This window comes from Pseudomonas sp. OST1909 (assembly GCF_015277575.1).
GTDB lineage: Bacteria > Pseudomonadota > Gammaproteobacteria > Pseudomonadales > Pseudomonadaceae > Aquipseudomonas > Aquipseudomonas synxantha_A.
Genome location: NZ_CP063780.1, coordinates 2230382 through 2244447, shown reverse-complemented (window position 1 = coordinate 2244447; position 14066 = coordinate 2230382). Strand labels below are relative to the sequence as shown.

General features: G+C 60.5%; 14 protein-coding genes. 8 read left to right on the top strand and 6 right to left on the bottom strand.

The window, feature by feature from the left end:
* The first annotated feature begins 35 nt into the window (after positions 1–35).
* Together IH404_RS09880 and htpX are read left to right on the top strand one after the other, a co-directional pair.
* The gene (locus IH404_RS09880; RefSeq protein WP_003189906.1) at positions 36–1247 is read left to right on the top strand and encodes a pyridoxal phosphate-dependent aminotransferase; all 1212 of its coding nucleotides are present in this window, start codon (positions 36–38) and stop codon (positions 1245–1247) included.
* A gap of 304 nt (positions 1248–1551) precedes the next feature.
* On the top strand, positions 1552–2439 hold the full coding sequence (htpX, locus tag IH404_RS09875; protein WP_005786451.1) for a protease HtpX: 888 nt from the start codon (positions 1552–1554) through the stop codon (positions 2437–2439).
* Between the two features lie 57 nt (positions 2440–2496).
* On the opposite strand, the gene IH404_RS09870 is transcribed toward htpX, so the two are convergent.
* Positions 2497–3153 (bottom strand): thiopurine S-methyltransferase, encoded by a 657-nt coding sequence (locus IH404_RS09870; protein WP_005786449.1) that lies wholly within the window; start codon positions 3151–3153, stop codon positions 2497–2499.
* A gap of 104 nt (positions 3154–3257) precedes the next feature.
* Between IH404_RS09870 and IH404_RS09865 the strand changes: the two genes are divergently transcribed.
* A complete protein-coding gene (locus tag IH404_RS09865; RefSeq protein WP_194440354.1) occupies positions 3258–4025 on the top strand; it encodes a class III extradiol ring-cleavage dioxygenase in 768 nt (255 codons plus the stop codon).
* A gap of 89 nt (positions 4026–4114) precedes the next feature.
* Here IH404_RS09865 and IH404_RS09860 read toward each other — a convergent pair whose 3' ends face one another.
* Positions 4115–5788, bottom strand: coding sequence for a DEAD/DEAH box helicase (locus IH404_RS09860; protein WP_005786445.1), 1674 nt, complete (start codon positions 5786–5788; stop codon positions 4115–4117).
* A gap of 422 nt (positions 5789–6210) precedes the next feature.
* On the opposite strand from IH404_RS09860, the gene IH404_RS09855 reads away from it, so the two are divergent.
* A complete protein-coding gene (locus IH404_RS09855) occupies positions 6211–7002 on the top strand; it encodes a crotonase/enoyl-CoA hydratase family protein (protein WP_005786443.1) in 792 nt (263 codons plus the stop codon).
* A 55-nt stretch (positions 7003–7057) separates the two neighbouring features.
* On the opposite strand, the gene IH404_RS09850 is transcribed toward IH404_RS09855, so the two are convergent.
* Positions 7058–7813, bottom strand: coding sequence for a spermidine synthase (locus IH404_RS09850; RefSeq protein WP_005786442.1), 756 nt, complete (start codon positions 7811–7813; stop codon positions 7058–7060).
* Between the two features lie 123 nt (positions 7814–7936).
* On the opposite strand from IH404_RS09850, the gene IH404_RS09845 reads away from it, so the two are divergent.
* Entirely contained in the window at positions 7937–9283 is a 1347-nt protein-coding gene (locus IH404_RS09845; RefSeq protein ID WP_122732652.1) for a 3-deoxy-7-phosphoheptulonate synthase class II, read from the top strand.
* Here the strand turns inward: IH404_RS09845 and IH404_RS09840 are convergent.
* A complete protein-coding gene (locus IH404_RS09840) occupies positions 9273–10493 on the bottom strand; it encodes a winged helix-turn-helix domain-containing protein (protein ID WP_194440353.1) in 1221 nt (406 codons plus the stop codon). The two genes, IH404_RS09845 and IH404_RS09840, sit on opposite strands and share 11 nt — an antisense overlap.
* A gap of 44 nt (positions 10494–10537) precedes the next feature.
* Positions 10538–10744, bottom strand: coding sequence for a DUF1127 domain-containing protein (locus IH404_RS09835; RefSeq protein ID WP_005786437.1), 207 nt, complete (start codon positions 10742–10744; stop codon positions 10538–10540).
* Between the two features lie 70 nt (positions 10745–10814).
* Here IH404_RS09835 and IH404_RS09830 point away from each other — a divergent pair, with 70 nt between their 5' ends.
* Positions 10815–11696: a LysR family transcriptional regulator gene (locus tag IH404_RS09830; RefSeq protein WP_005786436.1), complete on the top strand. Its 882-nt coding sequence runs from the start codon at positions 10815–10817 to the stop codon at positions 11694–11696.
* Here IH404_RS09830 and IH404_RS09825 read toward each other — a convergent pair.
* On the bottom strand, positions 11686–12435 hold the full coding sequence (locus IH404_RS09825; protein WP_005786435.1) for a sulfite exporter TauE/SafE family protein: 750 nt from the start codon (positions 12433–12435) through the stop codon (positions 11686–11688). The two genes, IH404_RS09830 and IH404_RS09825, sit on opposite strands and share 11 nt — an antisense overlap.
* Positions 12436–12541: 106 nt before the next feature.
* On the opposite strand from IH404_RS09825, the gene IH404_RS09820 reads away from it, so the two are divergent.
* Complete coding sequence (locus IH404_RS09820; RefSeq protein ID WP_005786433.1) at positions 12542–13492, top strand: LysR family transcriptional regulator; 951 nt, start codon at positions 12542–12544, stop codon at positions 13490–13492.
* A gap of 80 nt (positions 13493–13572) precedes the next feature.
* A complete protein-coding gene (locus IH404_RS09815) occupies positions 13573–14025 on the top strand; it encodes a MarR family transcriptional regulator (protein ID WP_005786431.1) in 453 nt (150 codons plus the stop codon).
* Positions 14026–14066 lie beyond the last annotated feature (41 nt).

The window sequence follows — 14066 nt, the reverse complement described above, 5'->3', positions numbered from 1 at the left end:
CCGTCTGAATCGTTCATTTTCAGGATCACATCGCCATGCAGGTCAGCAAATCGAACAAGCTCGCCAACGTCTGCTACGACATTCGCGGCCCAGTGCTCAAGCACGCCAAGCGCCTGGAAGAGGAAGGCCATCGCATCCTCAAGTTGAACATTGGCAACCCGGCGCCGTTTGGTTTCGAAGCGCCGGACGAAATCCTCCAGGACGTGATCCGCAACCTGCCGACCGCCCAAGGCTACAGCGACTCCAAGGGCCTGTTCAGTGCACGCAAGGCGGTAATGCAGTACTACCAGCAGAAGCAGGTCGAAGGTGTCGGCATCGAGGACATCTACCTGGGCAACGGCGTGTCCGAGCTGATCGTGATGTCGATGCAGGCGCTGCTCAACAATGGCGATGAAGTGCTGGTGCCGGCACCGGACTATCCGCTCTGGACCGCTGCCGTGACCCTGGCTGGCGGCCATCCGGTGCATTACCTGTGTGATGAAGGTGCCGACTGGTTTCCGGACCTGGCCGACATCAAGGCCAAGATCACCCCCAACACCAAGGCCCTGGTGATCATCAATCCGAACAACCCTACCGGCGCCGTGTACTCCAAGGAAGTGCTGCTGGGCATGCTTGAACTGGCACGCCAGCACAACCTGGTAGTGTTCTCCGACGAGATCTACGACAAGATCCTCTACGATGACGCCGTTCACATATGCACCGCCTCCCTGGCTCCGGACCTGCTGTGCCTGACCTTCAACGGCCTGTCCAAGTCGTATCGCGTGGCGGGCTTCCGCTCCGGATGGATCGCCATTTCCGGCCCCAAGCATAATGCCCAGAGCTACATCGAAGGTATCGACATGCTGGCCAACATGCGCCTGTGTGCCAACGTGCCGAGCCAGCACGCCATCCAGACCGCCCTCGGCGGCTACCAGAGCATCAATGACCTGATCTTGCCCCAGGGTCGCCTGCTGGAGCAGCGCAACCGCACCTGGGAGTTGCTCAACGCGATCCCCGGTGTGAGCTGTGTGAAGCCTATGGGCGCGTTGTATGCGTTCCCGCGGATCGACCCGAAAGTCTGCCCGATTCTCAACGACGAGAAGTTCGTGCTCGACCTGCTACTGTCGGAAAAGCTGCTGGTGGTTCAGGGCACTGCGTTCAACTGGCCATGGCCGGATCACTTCCGCGTGGTGACTTTGCCACGTGTGGATGACCTGGAAATGGCCATCGGTCGCATCGGCAACTTCCTGAAGTCCTATCGCCAGTAAGGACATTGACGCTGTACGACTCACATTGGGTCGTACAGCGATTATCTGGCAACACTTCTTTCTCGCTTACGTGCGGTGGTAGTTCACTCAGCCCCTGCCCGAGGCGTGCCCCCTATAATCACGGGGCGGCAAGGCAAACTCACGCCGGTCATGGCCGACAATACAGGTCGGAAAATCCCTTCAGGGCCTTACGTTCACGCTGTAGGACACAGTTTGAAATAGTCGCTCGGTTGAATCACCCCATGCGGCACCTTATATACCCCGCAGTACGCGACATATTAAGCATGAGGAGAACCCTACAACCATGATGCGCATCCTGCTGTTCTTGGCCACTAACCTGGCGGTCGTGCTGATTGCCAGCATCACCCTGAGCCTGTTCGGCTTCAACGGGTTCATGGCGGCCAACGGGGTTGACCTGAACCTCAATCAGCTGTTGGTATTCTGTGCGGTCTTTGGTTTTGCCGGCTCGCTGTTTTCGCTGTTCATCTCCAAGTGGATGGCGAAGATGAGTACCAGCACCCAGGTCATCACTCAACCTCGCACTCGCCATGAACAATGGCTGATGCAAACCGTGGAGCAGCTATCTCAAGAAGCAGGCATCAAAATGCCCGAAGTGGGGATTTTCCCTGCCTATGAGGCCAACGCCTTCGCCACCGGCTGGAACAAGAACGACGCGCTGGTGGCCGTAAGCCAGGGCCTGCTGGAGCGTTTTTCGCCCGATGAAGTCAAGGCGGTGCTGGCCCACGAGATCGGTCACGTGGCCAACGGCGACATGGTCACCCTCGCGCTGGTACAGGGCGTAGTGAACACCTTCGTGATGTTCTTTGCGCGGATCATCGGCAACTTTGTCGACAAGGTCATCTTCAAGAACGAAGAAGGTCGCGGCATTGCTTACTTCGTGGCGACCATCTTCGCCGAGTTGGTGCTGGGCTTCCTGGCCAGCGCGATCACCATGTGGTTCTCGCGCAAACGCGAGTTCCGCGCAGATGAAGCCGGCGCACGCCTGGCGGGCACCAGCGCAATGATCGGCGCGCTGCAACGCTTGCGCTCCGAACAGGGCCTGCCAGTGCATATGCCGGACAGCCTGACAGCCTTTGGCATCAACGGTGGCATCAAACAGGGCATGGCTCGCCTGTTCATGAGCCACCCGCCGCTGGAAGAGCGGATCGACGCACTGCGTCGTCGGGGCTGATAACCCAGGCAAGACAAAAAAGGGGCGATTGAATCGCCCCTTTTTCGTGGGCGTGATTTACCGCCTGGTCAGCCGATAAACACGCTCATCAAGCCGAGTAACGCCGTCCGCCTTGAATTTGCTGCTTTCACTCAAAATGTCCCGCTCTTGCAGCGTAACCACATTCCAGTGCGGGCCCAGCAGCGACTGCACTTCCTCATCCGGGACAGCGAAAGGCGGGCCAGCCCTTTGTACCTGGTCGTAGTCGACAGTGATCAACAACCCCTCACAGACGGGGGCCAGCAGGGTATCGAGATGCTCGGTGTATCGCGAGCGCATTGGCTGCGGCAAGGCGATCAGTGCCGCGCGGTCATACAGCGCCGTGCAATCAGCCAAGGCACTTGCGTCAAGGGCGAAGAAGTCACCGCACCACACCTCGACCAGGCCCGCCTGATACACCTTGAACACGCCTCTATGATCGATCTGCGGCGTAAGCCCCTGCTCGCTGAAGAACGCCTCAACGGCTTGATCAGACACCTCCACACCCATCACGCGATGCCCGCGATCCGCCAACCACTTCATGTCCAGGCTCTTGCCACACAAAGGCACGAAAACCCTGGCACCATCAGCCAGGGCCAACGCTGACCAATGCCGCTGCAAGTAAGGATTAACGTCGGACTGATGAAAACCGATCTGATTGGTTGCCCAGCGTTCCTGCCAAATTTTTGCGTCCATGCATCACCTTGAAAAAATCGATCAAAAGACACTAAATCTTATATTAGATCTCGATTAATGATCTGAATGAAGATAGCCCCATATTAATCTTCAGGGCCCCTCTTATGTTCCCCAGCCTGTTTATCTCCCATGGCTCTCCGATGCTGGCCCTGCAACCCGGTGCCAGCGGCCCGGCGCTGCAGGCCCTGGCAGCCGCGTTGCCACGGCCCAAGGCGATTGTGGTGGTATCGGCGCATTGGGAAAGCCACGAGTTACTGGTGAGTGGCAGCGCCGCGCCCGAAACCTGGCACGACTTCGGCGGCTTCCCTCGCGAACTGTTTGCGGTGCAATACCCTGCGCCGGGTGATCCACAGCTGGCAAATGAAATTGTCGAGTTATTGCAGGCTGACGGCCTGACTGCACGCGTCGACAACCAACGGCCCTTCGACCATGGCACCTGGGTGCCCCTGTCGCTGATGTACCCGGCGGCGGATATTCCGGTGGTGCAAGTCTCCCTGCCAAGCCGCATGGGCCCGGCTTTTCAAACCCGGGTTGGACACGCCCTCTGCAGCCTGCGCGATCAAGGTGTGCTACTGATCGGCTCCGGCAGCATCACCCATAATCTCAGTGAGCTGGACTGGCGGGCCGGGCCGGAAACCATCACGCCATGGGCGCTAGCCTTTCGCGACTGGGTGGTCGAAAAACTCGCTGCCGGTGACGAAACAGCCTTGCATGACTATCGCCTCCTGGCGCCCCATGCAGTGCGCAGCCACCCCAGCGACGAGCATTTGTTGCCGCTGTACTTTGCGCGGGGTGCCGGAGGTGATTTCAGCGTGGCGCATCAGGGCTTCACCCTCGGCGCCTTGGGCATGGACATCTACCGCTTTGGCTAACGCAGATGCACAGCCTGAAATCCCAGGCAAAAAAAATCCCCGAACCAGTCGGGGATTTTTTATGTGCGATCAATCAGCCCAGAGGCGGATCAATCTTCGCGGTAGCGACGCAGTTTGAGCTGCTTACCGGCAACGCGAGTGTCTTTGAGCTTAGCCAGCAGTTTTTCCAGGCCATCTTCCGGCAGCTCCACCAGGGAGAAGCTGTCACGTACCTGGATGCGACCGATGGCTTCACGCGCCAGGCCACCCTCGTTGAGGATAGCGCCCAGCAGGTTCTTGGCAGCGATACCGTCACGCGCACCCAGCGCGGTACGGCAACGAGCACGACCTTCAGCCAATGGAACCGGAGCACGACGCTCACGATCACCACGCTCTGGACGGTCGCCGGAACGCTCTGGACGATCACCGCGCGGGGCGTTGTTCGGGACCAGTGGGCGCTCTTTCTCGATGGCAGCCAGGGTCAGGGCTTGACCATTGGTCGCTTTGCGCAGCAGGGCTGCAGCCAGGGCACGCGGGGTGCAACCGATATCGGCGGTCAGGCGGTCCAGCAGGTCGCCGTGGGTCGATTCAGCGTCAGCCACCAATGGCGCCAGGCTGTTGGTCAATTTCTTGATGCGTGCATCAAGAACGGCCTGGGCATCCGGCAGGCGTACTTCGGCAACTTTCTGACCGGTGACACGCTCGATCACTTGCAGCATGCGGCGCTCGCGCGGAGTCACCAGCAGCAGTGCACGACCTTCGCGACCCGCACGGCCGGTACGGCCGATACGGTGAACGTAGGACTCTGGATCGTAAGGCATGTCAACGTTGAACACGTGGGTGATACGTGGAACGTCGAGGCCACGAGCAGCAACGTCGGTCGCCACAACGATGTCCAGACGGCCATCCTTGAGGGAGTCGATCACGCGCTCACGTTGGTTCTGGGCGATGTCACCGTTCAGCGCAGCGGCTTTGTAGCCTTTGGCTTCCAGGGCACTGGCCAGGTCCAGGGTCGCTTGCTTGGTGCGCACGAACATGATCAGGGCGTCGAAGTCTTCGACTTCCAGCAGGCTCAATACAGCCGAGGTCTTCTGGTCAGCGTGAACCAACAGGTGAGCCTGTTCGATCGCGGTAACGGTCTGGGTCTTGGTCTGGATCTTCACGTGTTGCGGATCGCGCAGGTGGCGTTCGGCAATGGCACGGATCGACTGCGGCAGGGTGGCCGAGAACAATACGGTCTGACGGGTCGGTGGCAGCGCCTTGAAGATGACTTCCAGGTCATCCATGAAGCCCAGCTTCAACATTTCGTCAGCTTCGTCCAGAACCAGGTGGTTCACGGTCGACAGGACTTTTTCGTCACGACGCAGGTGGTCGCACAGACGGCCCGGGGTGGCGACAACGATCTGTGCGCCGTTACGGATAGCCTTGAGTTGTGGGCCCATCGGCGCGCCGCCGTAAACGGCCACAACGGTTACGCCTGGCATTTGCTTGGCGTAGGTTTCAAAAGCGGTTGCTACTTGCAGCGCCAACTCTCGGGTTGGCGCCAGGATCAGGGCTTGCGGCTCGCGCTTGGCAGGATCGATACAATGCAAAATAGGCAGGGCGAACGCGGCGGTTTTACCGGTACCGGTTTGCGCCTGGCCAATCATGTCCTGGCCGGCCATGATGATCGGGATCGATTGCTGCTGAATAGCCGAAGGTTCTTCGTAGCCAGTCGCGATGACAGCGGCGAGAATGTTCGGGTTAAGATTAAAAGCGGCGAAGCCGCCGGTTTCCTGGGTCATGGGTCTGCCTCTAAGTGCATCCGCAAAGACCCATGCTCCAAAGCTGCGCATGCCGTGTTGAGACTCAAGAGTCGCCCTGGCTGCTTTGTCGGCGGGGATTTGCGAAAACGAATGAATGAAAAAGATTCGTCAAGGGAGAGTCCGCTGTGCGGACGTGCAGCCGAAGCTGACTTCGGGGAATTGCGCTACCTAAACGCGGCCCGGTTAAAGGCCGGCGCGCACTATACCGGAAATAGCTGAAAAAGGGAGCTTTTTTTATCGCAGCGCACTGATAAACCGCGCTGCGTCGCGGGCTTTGCAGATCTGTGCGCCAGGGTCTATTTTTCAAAGGCCCGGCCCTGCTGGTCATCAAGCTTAAACGGTTCACCCACCCACTCAGGCCCTTCGGTCTGAAACCCTACCCGCGCCCGAGGGCACACCCGATGAAACAAGCCAGCAGTAGCCGCGTCAGCCGTGCACTTGAGGGCCATGTTCTGTTGCTGGGCCTGGACCGCGTGGCCAAGCGCAATGCCTTCGACCTGGATTTACTCAATGAGCTGAGCCTGGCCTATGGCGAATTTGATCGAAACGATGACGCCCGGGTGGCCGTGGTATTTGCCCACGGCGATCACTTCACGGCGGGGCTGGACCTGGCCAATGTCAGCGGCGTGATGGCGGGCGGCTGGCAACCGCCGCTCGGCGGATGCGATCCCTGGGGCGTATTCGCAGGGCCCAGGGTCAGCAAACCGGTGATCGTCGCGGCCCAGGGCTACTGCCTGACCATTGGTATCGAGTTGATGCTGGCGGCGGATATCAACCTCTGCGCCAGCAATACACGCTTTGCACAGATGGAAGTGCAACGTGGGATCTTTCCGTTTGGCGGCGCAACAATGCGCTTGCACCAGATCGCGGGCTGGGGCAATGCGATGCGCTGGCTGCTTACCGGAGACGAGTTCGACGCCCATGAAGCCCTGCGCCTGGGCCTGGTACAGGAAGTAATGGCCAGTGAAGACCTGTTGCCCCGCGCCATCGAACTGGCCAACCGCATTGCTCGTCAGGCGCCGCTTGGCGTGCAGGCGACGCTGATGTCGGCGCGTCTGGCGCGTATGGAAGGCGAAGCTGTCGCCGCCGCCGCCCTGCCGCCCATGGTGGATAAATTGCTCAACAGCGAGGATGCCAAGGAAGGCGTGCGGGCGATGATCGAGAAGCGGCCGGGGGTGTTCAAGGGGATTTGAGTTGGTAATACCGACGCCATCGGGGGCAAGCTCCCGATGGCGACGGAGCACACAACTAGGTTGCCGGCCGAATAGCCTTGATCAACGGCTGCAACGAGTACCCCAATCGCGGCGCCAAGGCTTCGGCGCGGGCTGACAGGGCATCGAGGTCCAGTTCCTGATCCAGCTCGGAAGGCACCAGCAGAATCACATTGCCCTCCTTCACCGGCAGCTCCCAGTAGTGTCGGTGATACAACCCACGCAGCAATGCCGCGCCCAGCGGTTTACCATCATCGGTGGCCCACTGATTGATCACCAGCCAGCCGCCGGGGTTGAGTTTCTTCTGGCAGCTTTCCAGAAAGGTCCAGGCCAGATGCCCCACACCGGGGCCGACATCGGTGTAGAGGTCGACGAAGATCAGGTCGGCCGATTCAGCGGTATCGAGCAATTGCAGGGCGTCCCCCACGCGAATGTACAAGCGCGGGTCGTCATCGAGCCCCAGGTATTCGATGGCCAGGCGCGGTACATCAGGGCGCAGTTCAATGGCCTCGACGTCTTCCAGCGGCAGAAACCTGAGGCATGCCTGGGTCAACGTGCCCGCCCCTAAACCGAGGAACAACGCGCTCTCCGGCTGCTCATGGCACAGCGCACCGATCAACATGGCGCGGGTGTAGTCATACTCCAACCAGCTCGGATCGGCGGTGAACACGCAGCTTTGCTCGATGGCGTCGCCGAATTCGAGAAAGCGGTAATCGGCTACTTCGAGCACACGGATCATGCCGAAATCATCATGGACTTCGGCCAGCAGGCGCTCGACACGCTCCTCGGTCATCACTACTCCTAAGGGGTTTACCGCTTGGCAAAGGCGCGATTGTCGGCCAACCGGCAGCAACAGGTCACGCACTAATTGCTGATAACATCAGCGTCATCCGTCAATCACCCAATCGAGTTCATGATGAGCCAACCCTGGAGCCCCGACAGCTGGCGCGCCCTGCCGATCCAGCAACAACCCCAGTATCCGGACGCTGCACACCTGTTGCAGGTGGAGCAGAACCTGGCCAGCTACCCGCCGCTGGTGTTTGCCGGGGAAGCCCGTGAGTTGCGTCGCCAGTTTGCCGAAGTGACCCAGGGCCGCGCTTTCCTCCTGCAAGGTGGCGATTGTGCCGAGAGTTTTGCCGAGTTCTCCGCGGCAAAAATCCGCGACACCTTCAAGGTGCTGCTGCAGATGGCGATTGTCATGACCTTCGCCGCCGGTTGCCCGGTGGTGAAAGTCGGACGCATGGCCGGCCAGTTTGCCAAGCCGCGCTCGTCCAACGATGAGACCATCGACGGCATCACCCTGCCCGCCTATCGTGGCGACATCGTCAACGGCATCGGCTTCGATGAAAAAAGCCGTGTGCCGGACCCGGACCGCCTGTTGCAGTCCTACCACCAGTCCACCGCCACCCTCAACCTGCTGCGCGCGTTTGCCCAAGGGGGGTTCGCCGACCTGCACCAGGTGCACAAGTGGAACCTGGACTTTATCGCCAACTCCGCACTGGCCGAGAAGTACAGCCAACTGGCAGACCGCATCGACGAGACCCTGGCCTTCATGCGCGCCTGTGGCATGGACAGCTCGCCGCAATTGCGCGAAACCAGCTTCTTCACCGCCCACGAAGCGTTGCTGCTCAACTATGAACAAGCCTTCGTGCGTCGCGACAGCCTGACCAACGACTACTACGACTGCTCGGCCCATATGCTGTGGATCGGCGACCGTACACGCCAGTTGGACGGCGCCCACGTCGAATTCCTGCGCGGGGTGAACAACCCGATCGGCGTGAAAGTCGGGCCGAGCATGAACCCGGACGATCTGATCCGCCTGATTGATATCCTTAACCCGGACAATGACCCTGGTCGCCTCAACCTGATTGCGCGCATGGGCGCAGGCAAGGTCGGCGACCACTTGCCCAACCTGATCCGCGCCGTGCAGCGCGAGGGCAAGCAGGTGCTGTGGAGCTCCGATCCGATGCACGGCAACACCATCAAGGCCAGCAGCGGCTACAAGACCCGCGACTTTGCGCAAATCCTCGGCGAAGTGAAGGAGTTCTTTCAGGTGCACCACGCCGAAGGCAGCTACGCCGGCGGCATTCATATCGAGATGACCGGGCAGAACGTCACCGAATGCATCGGCGGCGCACGGCCGATTACCGAAGACGGGCTATCGGACCGCTATCACACCCATTGCGACCCACGGATGAATGCCGATCAGTCGCTGGAGCTGGCGTTTCTGATTGCCGAGACCTTGAAACAGGTCAAACGCTGATCAACATCGCCGCCCTTAATCGGGCGGCATCGGGTCGCTGGCAATTGAGCTGGACCTGCTCCAGCCCCAGCCAGGCGGCCATTTGCCGCAGGTTGAAGGCCAGCGCCAACATGCCTTCGTCGTCCAGCCCCGATTCCTCTTCGTGCACTGCATGCACCGTCAGCCGCCCATGGGCACGCTCGGCCCGCAGGTCGACGCGCGCAGCGATCCGCTCATTGTGCAAAAACGGCAGCACGTAGTAGCCATACACCCGCTTGTCTTGCGGGGTGTAGATCTCCAGTCGATAGCGGAAATCGAACAAGCGCTCGGTGCGGCTGCGCTCCCATATCAATGAATCGAACGGTGACAGCAAGGCACTCGCCGGCACTTTGCGTGGCACTTTGGGCTCCGGCAGACAGTACGCTGGTTGCTTAAAGCCTTGCACCTGGCACGTCAGCAACTGCCCGTCCTCGACCAGTTCGGCCAAGCGCGGGCGGCTGTCCGCGGGGTCGAGGCGGAAATAATCGCGCAGGTCCTTTTCGGTGGCGATACCCAGCGCCGTCGCGCTATGCAAAAGCAAGCCGCGCTGGGCTTGAGCCTCGCTCACGGACGTTTGAAGAATCTCGCCCGGGATCACACGCTCCGGCAAATCATATAGCCGCTCAAAACCCCGGCGCCCAGCGACGGTGACCAAACCGGCGGCGAACAGCCATTCCAGTGCGTGCTTCTCATCACTCCAATCCCACCAGGGCCCGGCACGCTCCTCTCGGGTCGACAAACTGCCCGCACCCAAGGCGCCCTGTTGCTCGACGCTGTGCAACACACGCTGGATAGTCGCCTGCTGCTCACGGCCAAAACGCGCCATCTGCGCATAGATGCCCTGCCCTTGCCTGGCCCGCTCCATGCGCCAGCGCATCAGCGGGTACATCGCCATCGGCAACAGCGACGCCTCATGCCCCCAATACTCGAACAATGAACGCCGCCTCCCCTGGCTCCAGGCTGCTTGCTCAAGGAGCAACGGGGTGTACTGGCCCAGGCGGGAGAACAACGGCAGGTAGTGGGAACGCACCAATGCGTTGACCGAGTCGATCTGTATAACGCCCAGGCGTTCGATCAGCCGGTTGAGGTGCGCAGCTTTTATCTGGGCAGGCGCTTGGCGCCCCGAGAAACCCTGGGCGGCCAGCGCCATGCGTCGAGCTTGCTTGAGTGAAAAGGACAGGTCGGCGGGCATGGCAATCTCCATAAAAGCTCGCCCCTACCCTACTGCATCCTGGCTTACTTTCGCAGCGGGTCTTCCCAGAAATGCCGATGGCTTTCCTGCTCGACGTCGGCGCGGTTGAGCCCAATATCTTTGAGTGCGTCATCGCTCAAGGTCGCCAGCAAGTTGCGCTCCTGATGCAATAACTGCCAACGCGCAAACCTGTGGAACAGCTCGGCAAACGCCCCTTTATTCAGCAATACAGAACCTTTCTGGCCTTTCATCTACTCGCCCTCCAGTGGGGATGACGAAAGTGTGTGCCTGCCGCTATGATCAATCCAACGAATGTTTCTTATGCAATACATCTCGGAGATTGATCCATTGTCCGGTTACCCGAGTATCGACACTGACGTGCTACGCACCTTCGTGGCCATTGCCGACCAAGGTGGCTTTACCCGCGCCGGTGAGCTGGTCAACCGCACTCAATCGGCGGTGAGCATGCAGATGAAACGCCTGGAGGAGGATGTGTTGCAGCGCAAGCTGTTCGAGCGTGATGGCCGACAGGTGCGGCTTACGCCCGAAGGCCAAGTGCTGCTGGGGTACGCGCGGCGCATCCTGAAACTGCACAGCGAGGTGTTCAATACCCTGCGCGAGCCACACATGGTGGGGCTGGTACGCATCGGCACGCCGGATGACTACGTGATGCGTTTTCTGCCGGGGATCCTAAAGCAGTTTTCCAAAGCTTACCCACTGATTCAGCTTGAGATGCACTGCGAGGCGTCGTCTGTATTGATGCAACGGCGGGACCTGGCGCTGACCGTCATCAGCCGCGAGCCCGGTAATGATATCGGTGAGTTGTTGCGCACTGAACGCATGGTGTGGGCTGCGTCACCGTGCTTCTGTGTCGATGAGCACGATGCCCTGCCACTGGCGATTTCCGGCGATGACTGCCTGTACACCCATTGGGCACGCGCCGCACTGGATGCGGCCGGACGGGATTATCGCCTGGCCTATCACAGCTCCAACGGCGCGGCGATCCAGGCGGTGGTCAGTGCTGGCCTGGCGGCGATGGTCAGCATGGAAAGCCTGATCACCGACGACCTGCGAGTGCTTGGCAGCGAAGAAGGCTTTCCCCCGCTGCCGTCGATGAATCTGCGCTTGCTACGCAACCCGCAGATGACGTCGCCGATCACGGAATGCCTGGCGGAGTACATCGTTGAAGGCTTCAAACTTTAAAGGTCAACATCACCGCGCACACCACTAAAAAGCCACAGAACAGGCCGCGCAACAGGCGCTCCGGCATGGCGTGCGCGACTTTCACACCCCAACTGATACTGAGCAGGCCACCTACCGCCAGTGGCAGGCCGATCATCCAGTCCACCTCGTGGTGCCAGGCATAAGTGACCAGAGTCACGCTGGTGCTGGGCAGCGCCAAGGCCAACGATAAGCCTTGGGCAACCACTTGGGTGGTGCCGAACACACTGGTGAGTACCGGCGTGGCGACCACCGCGCCACCCACGCCGAACAATCCGCCCATGGAGCCGGACGCCGCGCCCAATACACCAAGCCACGGCCATGAATAGCGCATCTGCGTCGTGGGCGGCGCGTTGCGGGTGAACATGCGCAGCAGGTTGTAGGCCGACAGCGCCACCAGGAACGCAATAAAGCCGATACGCATTGCGCCCGCATCCAGCCCCACCGCCCAGATAGATCCCAGCCAGGCAAAGCAGAATCCCATCACGCCCAATGGCAAGGCGTGACGCAACTCGATGCGATTACGCTGGTGATAGCGCCACAGGGCAAGCATCACATTGGGCACCACCATGACCAAGGCGGTGCCCTGGGCGATCTGCTGATCCAGGCCGAACAGCACGCCCAGCACCGGGATAGCAATCAGCCCTCCGCCAATGCCAAACAGCCCACCCACCGTGCCCAGGGCCGCGCCCAATATCAGGTACATCACTAAATCCAACACCGCGCTACTCCGTCATCCCAAGTCTTGCATGCTACGCAGTCGGCTCTAGCGCGGAAACGCACAGCAACGCACAATGGCTATGCCAATCTCGCACAAGCGCTAGCCAATGAACCCCAATACCCTCACCGAACAACTGGGCCTGTTTCTGGACGTATTGGAAACCGGCAGCTTTTCCGCCGCCGCACGGCGCCATCCGCTGACGCCCTCCGCGGTGGCTAGGCGTATCGACAGCCTGGAAAGCTCAGTGGGCAGCCAGCTGTTCCAGCGCAGCACCCATGCGGTGCTGCCGACACCGGCGGGTTTGGCCTTTGCCGAACGGGCCCGGCGGATCGTCAGTGAGTTGCAACTGGCGCGGGCGGAAGCAGTGTCCCTGAGCCACGCGCCGGAAGGCTTGATCCGGGTGGATGCACCTGCGGCATTCGGTCGACGGCACCTGGCACCGGTGATTGCGGATTTTTTGAACGTGTACCCGGGCCTGGACGTGCATCTGCACCTGATCGACAGCTTTGTCGATATGCAGGGCGCACATCTGGGCAAGGTCGACCTGGTGCTGCGTGCCGGGCATATCGTAGACACGCGGTTGATCGCTACCCCGCTGGCGAGCATCGTGCGTATCGCCTGTGCCAGCCCGGCCTACTTGAAGAGCCGCGGCACACCGACCCATCCTCGAGAACTGAGCGAGCATGACGGCCTTGACTGGGATGGGCTGGCGCCAATGTTTGCCTGGCGCTTTGAGCATGACGGGCGTCGCACCACTTATCGTCCGCGGCGTATCCGCCTGAGCGCCAACAACGCTGAGGCCCTGCTCAGCGGTGCGCTGGCGGGGCTGGGCATCGCGCATTTGCCTACCTGGCTTGCCAGTGAATACCTGGTACGCGGTGAGCTGCTGCCGCTGTTTTGTGAAAACGGCCTGCCCAGCCCGGAGACCGCCGGCATTTATGCGCTGCGCCTGGAACAACAACCCAACGCCCGTAGCCGATTACTCCTTGAATACCTCAAGTCGCGCTTCAGCCCAGTGCCGCCTTGGGATTTGGCCTTGCAAAGCGGCCTGATCTGACCCGCCTGGCAAAATTACCTGGCGCATTAAAGATTTGCCCGCTAGATTCCAGCGCAGACACGCTTTTACGAGGCACCCCAATGAGTAAAAACCCTGATCCCTGCCAATCGCTGCTGCTGGACAATCAGCTGTGCTTCGCCTTGCATTCCACCTCGTTGCTGATGACAAAGGTGTACAAACCCTTGCTCCAGGCGCTCGGCCTGACCTACCCGCAGTACTTGGCCATGATGGTGCTGTGGGAAGAGGATGGTTTGACCGTCAGCGAAATCAGCAGCCGCCTGCTGACGGACCCCGGTTCACTCACGCCATTACTCAAACGCCTGGAAGCCGAGGGCCTGCTTAGCCGCACCCGTAGCCGCGAAGATGAGCGGGTGGTGGTGGTAGAGCTGACCGACGCCGGGCGTGCCTTGCAGGGCAAGGCCAAGGATGTGCCCCAATGCATCCTGGGCGCCAGCGGGATGCAGCTTGCGCAATTGCGCAAGCTGCAAGCCGACCTGATCGCGTTGCGCGGCAATCTGCAAAGCGCTATTTAGAAAACAGCAAATCACTTTAATGTGGGAAGGGCGGTGCGCCC